This is a genomic window from Mojavia sp. (assembly GCF_059505145.1).
The window spans coordinates 1-8,182 of the sequence record NZ_JCACKA010000001.1 but is presented as its reverse complement, the minus strand read 5'-3'; the positions used below and the strand labels follow the sequence as shown (position 1 = coordinate 8,182).

Below are 8,182 nucleotides of genomic sequence, written 5' to 3'. Positions count from 1 at the left end.
TACGCTCAGATAGGGTCAACAGATTCCACACAGCAGATTTAAACTCAGGAGTCCATTCAAGTACTAGCTCCTCAATCATCTCCCAAGACTGCAAAGCAATACAATCGCTAATCCGTTCCACATTAGTAATAACGTCGGTGTTCGCATGATCACCATCACAACCCGCTTCATTAGAATCAGCATTACCTTGAGTGTTTCCCAATTCCCCGGCTGACAAAGATTCATCATCTGTTGAAGAAGGTATCTCTACTGGTGACGGCTGTTGTGATGCCGACTGTGACGGCGACTGTGACGGCGCGAAACCTTTACTCTGATTGCTTTGTGATGGCGTTGAGATTTTGAGCGGCTCTTGAGGCTGATTTTCTAGCAAAATTGATTGAGTGTTTGGCAGTGAGGGTAAATTTTCTCCAACGAGTAGATCCAATTTTTGATTATCGATTTTTTCTTCAATCAAATCAGGGATTGTGCTGTCACCTGCCTCAAAGTTCTTATTTATCAGGGATTGAGAGCCGTCACCTGTGCCATCACTACTGCTGTCACCACTGCCGTCACCTGCATTAATTCTTTGAGCCAGGGTATAGTCATGAGTTGGGATATGGTCATCCATGCCCACAATTCTTAGGCGCAATCCGCGAATGAATTTCCCGGTCTTGGTCGCTTCTTTTTCTACCTCCCAGCCCAGGACACTGCGGCACAACTCTAATAAATCAGGGGAGAAGTTATTGTGATGTTTGGCATGATTGCCCGACTTGCGGCAATAGCTGTTATACGAGCCGAATAATGTCACGGGGGTAGTACCGTCTTCTCCTTCATGGCGATCGCTGCCGACTGGTGTTTTCGCCATTGGGTCATAAATGATGTGCTGATTAATCCAAGCAGCGATGGAATCAACACGGGTGCGGTTTTCCCAAAATTCTAAGGCACATTCGGGAATCTCTTGTAATCCCAGTAATACGTTTGTAACGTGTTCATCGGGGATACTCAGAACATAGTTGGTAAATGCGGATAGTTCCGGCGCAAATACCACCTCTAAGTTGCGGCGTTTTGAGGGTGGTACTTCTTGATTACAAGGGATGGTAATCACGCGGCGCTTGACGCGGCTGGCTGATTCGCCCATAAAAATCGGCAGGTTGGAAAGCACCAATGCCATACCGTCGTAGCGATATGGAAACGCCTTTTTCCCTTTCTCCTCTGCCCTGATAAAGTCTTCCCCGGTTAATGACAGGAATTTCCCCAGCTTCCCAGTTTGCTTGTCTTCATCTGGGAACAGTACCAATCGCTTGCGGTAAGCGTTGGCTCCCTCAAATCTGTTATTGCACCATTCCTCAAGAGTTGTGGTGTGGACATTCTGTTCACCAATTAAATTCACCAACAGCCGACTAAAACTGCCTTTGCCCGTACCACCAGGGCCAATCAGGTGAATAAATTTTTGCAGGTCATGTCTGCCCTTGATGACGGCGTTACAGTAGCAAAGTAACAGGTCTTTGATGGCATCGTTACCGTTAGACAAGTGGTTGAGGAACGCGTCAATTTCTGACCAGTTTTTAGCATTGGGGTCATAGTCTCGTGGCAGTTGCCAAGTCAGGCGATAACTGGGGGAATGGGGTAAAAGCTTGCCTGTGGACAACTCCACCACACCATTCATAAAGGGCAACATTTCTCTGGGGGAAGCCTCAAGCCATTTGCGAACTATCAGTTGATTTCGCATGGCTTTGACGATGTTGGTAATGTAGGTGTGGGAGTTGTAGCCTTCAATCCCCTTGCTGGCAAGTATCTGTGAGACGATCGCTTCGATAAATTCGTTGGTTTCCGGCGACCAGACCCCAGCAAAATCAGCCTCATAGCGCATCCACAGGGCAATCTCATTGTTAAAAGCCAGTCGGTCACGGTACTCTTGGGCTATCTCACGCCCTATCTTATCCGCAGGCGGCACTCGAAAAGTTCTGCGCTTTGAAAATTGTTTTTCTAAGGAGACGATCGCCGTTTCATAGGCATCATCAAAAGCCCCTGCTCCCTGATTGACAATCAAATCATCCAGCCCCTTACCGTCTTTTGCATCCCAGTTTACATTAGCCGCGTAGCAATCTCGCTTCTCTAATGCTTTGTGCAGTTTCCTTGTCCCTCTGGCTACTGCTTTTTTGGCACTGCGCTTTGTGTCCTGGTCAAAGGCGATGAGCCATCCTGTTTCCTGGCTGGCGAAAGGAATTAAATCTTCTATCAAGCAGGCATTAATCCCAGTTGCGCCGCATTCGCAGCCATAAAGACCCATCATCACATATCCATTGGAGATGGCACACAGGGCTTTCTTGCCGCCCTCGGTGATACCTCTTTCTATGGACGATTCTTTGAGCCATTGCCAAAAGCTACCAACTTTTGGCACTTTTAGGCCGTAGCGTTCCCCTATCATCTGCCGCGCTTCGGGGGGTACAGGGGGCAAAAATGCTCGATTGCCGCCGCCTTTGGGCGCAAGATACTTGTATGGGCGTTCCTTATCTTCGTCCCATAAACTGACCATTACCTGCCATACTGAACCATCTTCATTCATCAAAAACGCGGCATACAACGGCTCGTTGGCTTGATGCCCAAATCGCTTGTAATCCCAGCCTAAAGCGTTATGGATTGGGGTTTCTACATCACCGCCAAGAACACATTCAATATCTTGGTGGAATTCGACACAGGCATCAAATACTTCTGTTGCAATCCCTGAACCTTCAATGAATGACTGGCGAATAAACGCTTGGAATTGTTCAAAACTCTCAAATTTGTTCCGCCGTTCCTCAAGTGGGCTGCTGTTGAAGGTGGTAGGGGGTGGTACTAACTCTTGCTTAACTGGAGCAGATTGCGTTAGAATTTGAGCAATCGAATTATTTTGCAGTGCGCCATGATGTGAGAGTCCGGGCGCATTCTGCGTTTCTAGCGTATTCATTTGTGGCTCCTTAATTTTGCGATTGGTCTTGATAAAGATTGAGTAATCCCTTTCGCTTTCAAGCACGCCACTGTTACGCTAGAACTAGAAAAGTAATAAATTCTGGTGCGGTAGTACTAACCGCTGGGTGACGACTGGTAATCGTCTTGGTGTGTTCTAGCCTAGTAACTAGGTGTTTTCTTTGTGGCACATCCGAAAGCAGGTGAGGGACTACCCTTTTTTTTGCTTACAGAGCATGGTAAGTCTGCTCCAGGTATGCAGCTACCGCATCTAGAATAAGTCGATTTCGACTTACCTTTAGTGCATTAGCTGCCCTAGTCCATTTTTGTAATTCTTTTTCTGGTAGGCGCACACTGGTAGTAGTAGTTGCGGGAATCTTAGTGGTTGTATTCATGTTTCTTCCACTGGATGTATCACTTAAGCATCATATTTCGAGCTTTAATAAAAAGAAACTGACTTTCTGCTATTCTTTGTCTGCAAAAAGTCAGGTAAAAAATAGACAAAGTGCAGTGATAAAACTTTTTTTCTAATAAAACCTAAAACCCCTTGTGTATTTGTTTCCTCTTGTTGGGCAACTCGCAGTAGGATTGTTTCTATTTGGTCAAGCCATCTGGGTGGTTGTCCGTTGTTGCCGCAAAATCTTGGTGATTCGGTCATAGTATTAAGTTTCTTTGATGTACCCCAATTCGGTTAATCTTTCTTTTAGAAGTTTGTTGACTGCTGCATTAGAGCTAATCATCTGATCTTCTGCATACCTATCTAACGCTTCCACAATTTCATCTAGGTATCGCGTTGTCCTATTTGTTGTTGGTCTTTTTTGTCGCGCCATGTAAAGAACTGTCATTTATCTACCTCTACATTAGATTGACTAGCACCAGCATAACTAAAGTGATACCTTTTTGGTATCACTTTAGCTAATATATCATTGCATGGAACATTTAGAAAAATGATACTAATTTGATTTTAAATGATACCATTTTGGTTGCATTATAGTTACTATATTTATAGACGTAAAATGAACAGCCCACACCTGAACCATGACAAATAAGGCTTTATAAGTACCTCTGAGTTCAGCATGGCTTTAAAGCGTGAGCAAGACTCTGTTAGATAAAGTTGTGCGGGAGTAAAACGAACATCACAACCGACATAGCTATCCTCAAAGGTTAGCAACAGCCGCATCTCTGTATATGCAATGCGGTTGCTACTAGCTCAATCGGAGAGTTAAAAGTGATCAACATTTACTTTGCAGATATTGGTAACTTCACCAGCATTACTGCTCTCAAAGGCGAAAAGCCTCGCGTGATGCGCTCAGTGTTTCAGGATGTTACCTATACCAGCGCCAGAACTTGTGACACAGATGATTCACCCAGCGTCAAACTAGACGACAAAGTACTAGTTTTGGGCGATCGCGCCACCAAGCAGAAAAACCCGCAAACCGCCGCCGAGCGAGGCAAACAGCTACCAGAATTTGTTAAACCTTTCACCCTGGCAGGCTTGCGTCAAGATTTTGAGGGTACTGTCCGGTTCTTAGTACCAGAGCGTAATCATTGGGATGAAGACACAATCCGTCAAACTTTGATTGCAGATCATCAAGTCACAGTTAATGGCAGAACCTATAAACACCGTATTAAAAATGTTGAGTTTTACCTAGAAACCGATGTGGCAGTGGTCAACGGTTACAGAAAAGGCTTGCTGGATATAGCAGGCGACACACTCGGCATCGACATCGGCGGCGGCACAACCAATTATGTCGTCATGACTCCCGGTGGTGAAGTGCTGACCCGTCGTTCAATCCCCAAAGTGGGCGGTGTCTCCCTGGCTAACGACATCATCAACTCTGACTTAATGCAGAGTTACGCCAAGCGCGATAACGTTGCATTCAAAGTGGCCAAGATGATGGATGCTGTAGCTGACGGTTCTTTCACCTACGGGCGCAAGTATGATTTCAGTTCAGTCTTCCCTGGCTTATTAGAAAACTGGTTTAACGGGTTGATGGACGGCATTACCACAGCAGCTAACGATTATCTAGCAGATGTCACCAACATCATGCTGATTGGTGGATGTGCCAATTTAGTACGTCATAAATTGAGTGCTAAACCAGGATTTTATATTCCTGTTGACCCTCATCTTTCCAATATTCAAGCATTGTTGGCTATGTGAAGAAATGCAAGTACGTTTAGCAGCACTCGTAGCTGCAAAAGTTGAGGGAATAAGACTTTCACTCAACTATTCAAAGCTGAGTGATACCGTAAATCTGCTGTTGGATGCAATCAAACATAAATGGGACTTAAAACTCTCTAATTTGTCACAAATTGAGACAAGTGAAACAAGAGTGAGGCTAGATAAACGCCATCATGATTGGTTGTCACAATACGGGTTAGAGCGAGGGATAAATATAGCTTCTGCCACAAATTTATTGATTTCGGAATACTTGGCAGTCAATGTAAGCAGTTTTCAAACACCTCTAACAAATTCTGTGAATCAACAGCCACAAATTCAGACAGAAATTGCACCAATTGAACAAACACAAGCAATAGATAAGCCGAAAGGTCAAGCATTGATGAGGAGTCTTAAATTATGAGTCAAACGCGTGTAGTTCTAGACGAAAAGCACATTCCTAAAGCCAAAGAAATCATTGAATAGACAGGAATCAACACTTACTCTCAGTTATTTACCATCCTGTTGGTTAACTACGGTGACGCTCTTGTTAAGTCTTTGAGAAGTAGCAATGAATAATTTAAGCAGAGTCTACGATTCAACTCTACTAACCAATTCCAAGGTATATCAAATCGATAGAACTCTCTGTCAGTACCTCTATAAAACAGGGACAATCCAACATCCAAAGTATCACTTTCGACCTCTAGCTGGACAACGAAAGAAGGCTGATTTATTGCTCAATCACAAGGCTTTAACTACTCGCTGTTACGAGGTCGCAGGAATGAGAACAAATGCGAGTGTTATCAGTCAAGAATCACTGCAATTATCAATTTTTTGAGGTGAATTATGAACACTCAACCGCTACCAGAATTGATTGCAGAAGCCCAACAATTAGTAACTCAAATTCGGCAGTATCCACAATATCAACGCTTGCAATTTGATTGTGATGTCACCCTTGGGGACGTAAGCCAATTTTTCAATACTCTGCAATGGGAGGCTACAGGTTCAACTGTGGACATTTCGAGAGAGGGTTTTCATCAATGAAAAACCTGATTAATTATCTTGATAATGTCTTACAGGCAATTGCAATTGCACTGTTTATCTCAGCCGGATTATTCGCAAGCGGAGCAATGATTTGTCATGGTTTAAATCTCATGGCTAACAACTATGCCCAAGATGCTTTGATTCGTCGTGTTAATTGGGCAAAGCATAGGGATTTTAGTATTGGCGGAATCTTTGTTTGTGGTGGAGGTTTCTTAGCCAGTGCAATAGCTAGAGCAACTTTCTCTGATGTTGATGAATAACAGAGGAGCGATCGCATTGCCTGACAAACATGGCGATCGCACCCACTCATGAATGTATCTCCGCCTAATGAAGAATACACTACACAAGGATTTTAACGTGACAAATAAACCGATTGGCTACTTCACAAGCACCATGCCAGGAGATGGTTCCTACTTGGATGAGCTTCAGCAACAGTATGGCAGCACATTTGAGCAACTAGGCAAGGTAGAAAAACTATTGCTATTGCACTCTGTCGTCCAAAATCTCTTGAGTGCAGAGATAAATGTTCAAGGTGGTTCAGCAGCAGTAGAAGCACTTTCAACAGTCTCTCCAATTGTCCAAGGTATTCATAAACGAGTGCGGATTGGCGAACACCTGGGACTGGCGGAAGCATTGATTAATCAACTCAAATACCAACGTTAGGGGTGAAACATGGCTCGTAATTATGGAACTGCCAAGCTGAAAAACCATATCCCCAATAATGCCCCTGGTACGCTCAACGCAATGGGCAGTTTATTTGACGTGTCGGCTGAAGACTTCAACAAAGCAGTTTTAGGCGACCAAACGGTAATCACCAAAATTGCAGACATGGCGCGATTGTCGGATACTGCCAAAGCCAATTTACCCAAGGCATTGTCAGCATACCGCAAAATCATTGAAACCACCGGGGATGTGAATCAAGCCTACGCGGAGTTGGTGCAGCTGACCCAGAAGCACGGAACGCAAACGCTCAAGGCTATCAACGCATCAAAGCAGGGTGAACAGCGTTTTAAAAACGAGATGACCGAAATGCAGTCTGAACACGTCAATGCTACGACTGCCGAGGCTACCCGTCACGCTCAACGCTCATCCTTGATTCAAATATCAGGGGCCACCGCCGACCTCATGGCTCTAGCAAAATATGAGGCGGATTTAATCAAGGCATCCAACAAACTACCAGAAGCCCAAGACACAGCAGATCGCGCCTATGAAACTGCTGTAACTACTGCACTGTGGACAAACGGTAGTGAAGCTCTAACCGACCGCATACCAAAGCCCAACTACTCCCGCACTGCTGGGATTAGCCGTGTAGGGCAGTGGTTCCGCAACTTCATGGGCATTTAAGCTCTAGCTAATTCTTGCGCCAGGGAGCGAAGAGAGCAGGGGTGCAGGGGAGCAGGGGTGCAAGGGGGAATGGACAGTAACCTCTCCTCTGCCCCCCAGCCCCTCTGCCCCGAAGCCTCGAAGCGCTCTGGCTTTTTCTGTGTCACCCCTTCAGGAGGTCAGCATGAATGAAATGGAATCCCTACTATCTCAGTTTCAAACGAATAACGCCAATTCGCCTATCCTTTGGGGTGAGCAGTCACCACAGCAACAAACCCCAGAAGACGAAGACGGAGATCGCCTTGAGCAATCCATTCGTGATGTCTTCAGTAACAAGCAACTGCTAAACAAAGCACTCTTTACATTCCTGGGTGTGTTTACTGCCAATGCTGGAGTGAGCTTACTAACAAGTCTTGGGATTGGGGCGATCGCTTCTGGGACACTCGGCAGCATTGTACTGGGGTTATTTTTCGCTGATACCCTGACCAAAATTCACTATGACGGCAGAATCCACATTGGTAAAGACTTCATGGTAGCAACTGCCTCCACAGTGAGTGTAGGGGCTTCGCTGTGGATTGCCTTTGACGAATATAGGGCAGTGTCCAAGGCATCTAGTGTAGGTAAGACGCGGTTCTATCAAGAGGTGAAAAACTATGAAGTTAAGCCAACTCCAAAGAATGAAACACCTTGGCTACTAATTGGGTTAGCTGGCTTTGGGTTGTTGGTGTTGGC

Annotated in this window: 12 protein-coding genes; 8 read left to right on the top strand and 4 right to left on the bottom strand. The window is 45.1% G+C overall.

Features of this window, described 5'->3' with window-relative positions; genetic code table 11:
- The 4 genes from AC5JL8_RS00060 to AC5JL8_RS00045 form a co-directional block, all read right to left on the bottom strand.
- Nucleotides 1-2,926, bottom strand: a 2,926-nt coding sequence (locus AC5JL8_RS00060) for a DUF3854 domain-containing protein (RefSeq protein WP_495877739.1), incomplete at its 3' end; no start/stop codon positions are given.
- A 226-nt stretch (nt 2,927-3,152) separates the two neighbouring features.
- Nucleotides 3,153-3,320 carry a hypothetical protein gene (locus tag AC5JL8_RS00055; protein ID WP_495877738.1) on the bottom strand — a complete coding sequence of 56 codons (168 nt, stop codon included), beginning with the start codon at nt 3,318-3,320 and terminating at the stop codon, nt 3,153-3,155.
- Nucleotides 3,321-3,364: 44 nt separating this feature from the next.
- On the bottom strand, nt 3,365-3,583 hold the full coding sequence (locus AC5JL8_RS00050) for a hypothetical protein (RefSeq protein ID WP_495877737.1): 219 nt from the start codon (nt 3,581-3,583) through the stop codon (nt 3,365-3,367).
- 4 nt (nt 3,584-3,587) lie between these two features.
- On the bottom strand, nt 3,588-3,770 hold the full coding sequence (locus AC5JL8_RS00045) for a hypothetical protein (RefSeq protein ID WP_495877736.1): 183 nt from the start codon (nt 3,768-3,770) through the stop codon (nt 3,588-3,590).
- A gap of 383 nt (nt 3,771-4,153) precedes the next feature.
- Here AC5JL8_RS00045 and AC5JL8_RS00040 point away from each other — a divergent pair, with 383 nt between their 5' ends.
- From AC5JL8_RS00040 to AC5JL8_RS00005, 8 genes are all read left to right on the top strand, one after another.
- Nucleotides 4,154-5,086, top strand: a complete 933-nt coding sequence (locus AC5JL8_RS00040; protein ID WP_495877735.1) for a ParM/StbA family protein — start codon at nt 4,154-4,156, stop codon at nt 5,084-5,086.
- A gap of 4 nt (nt 5,087-5,090) precedes the next feature.
- Complete coding sequence (locus tag AC5JL8_RS00035; RefSeq protein ID WP_495877734.1) at nt 5,091-5,507, top strand: hypothetical protein; 417 nt, start codon at nt 5,091-5,093, stop codon at nt 5,505-5,507.
- A gap of 147 nt (nt 5,508-5,654) precedes the next feature.
- Complete coding sequence (locus AC5JL8_RS00030; RefSeq protein ID WP_495877733.1) at nt 5,655-5,921, top strand: hypothetical protein; 267 nt, start codon at nt 5,655-5,657, stop codon at nt 5,919-5,921.
- A gap of 8 nt (nt 5,922-5,929) precedes the next feature.
- Entirely contained in the window at nt 5,930-6,127 is a 198-nt protein-coding gene (locus AC5JL8_RS00025; protein ID WP_495877732.1) for a hypothetical protein, read from the top strand.
- The gene (locus AC5JL8_RS00020) at nt 6,124-6,387 is read left to right on the top strand and encodes a hypothetical protein (protein WP_495877731.1); all 264 of its coding nucleotides are present in this window, start codon (nt 6,124-6,126) and stop codon (nt 6,385-6,387) included. The genes AC5JL8_RS00025 and AC5JL8_RS00020 overlap by 4 nt, the downstream gene beginning before the upstream one ends.
- Nucleotides 6,388-6,484: 97 nt before the next feature.
- Nucleotides 6,485-6,790, top strand: coding sequence for a hypothetical protein (locus tag AC5JL8_RS00015; RefSeq protein ID WP_495877730.1), 306 nt, complete (start codon nt 6,485-6,487; stop codon nt 6,788-6,790).
- Nucleotides 6,791-6,799: 9 nt separating this feature from the next.
- Nucleotides 6,800-7,471 (top strand): hypothetical protein, encoded by a 672-nt coding sequence (locus tag AC5JL8_RS00010; protein WP_495877729.1) that lies wholly within the window; start codon nt 6,800-6,802, stop codon nt 7,469-7,471.
- 163 nt (nt 7,472-7,634) lie between these two features.
- On the top strand, nt 7,635-8,182 hold a 548-nt coding region (locus AC5JL8_RS00005; protein ID WP_495877728.1), incomplete at its 3' end, for a hypothetical protein.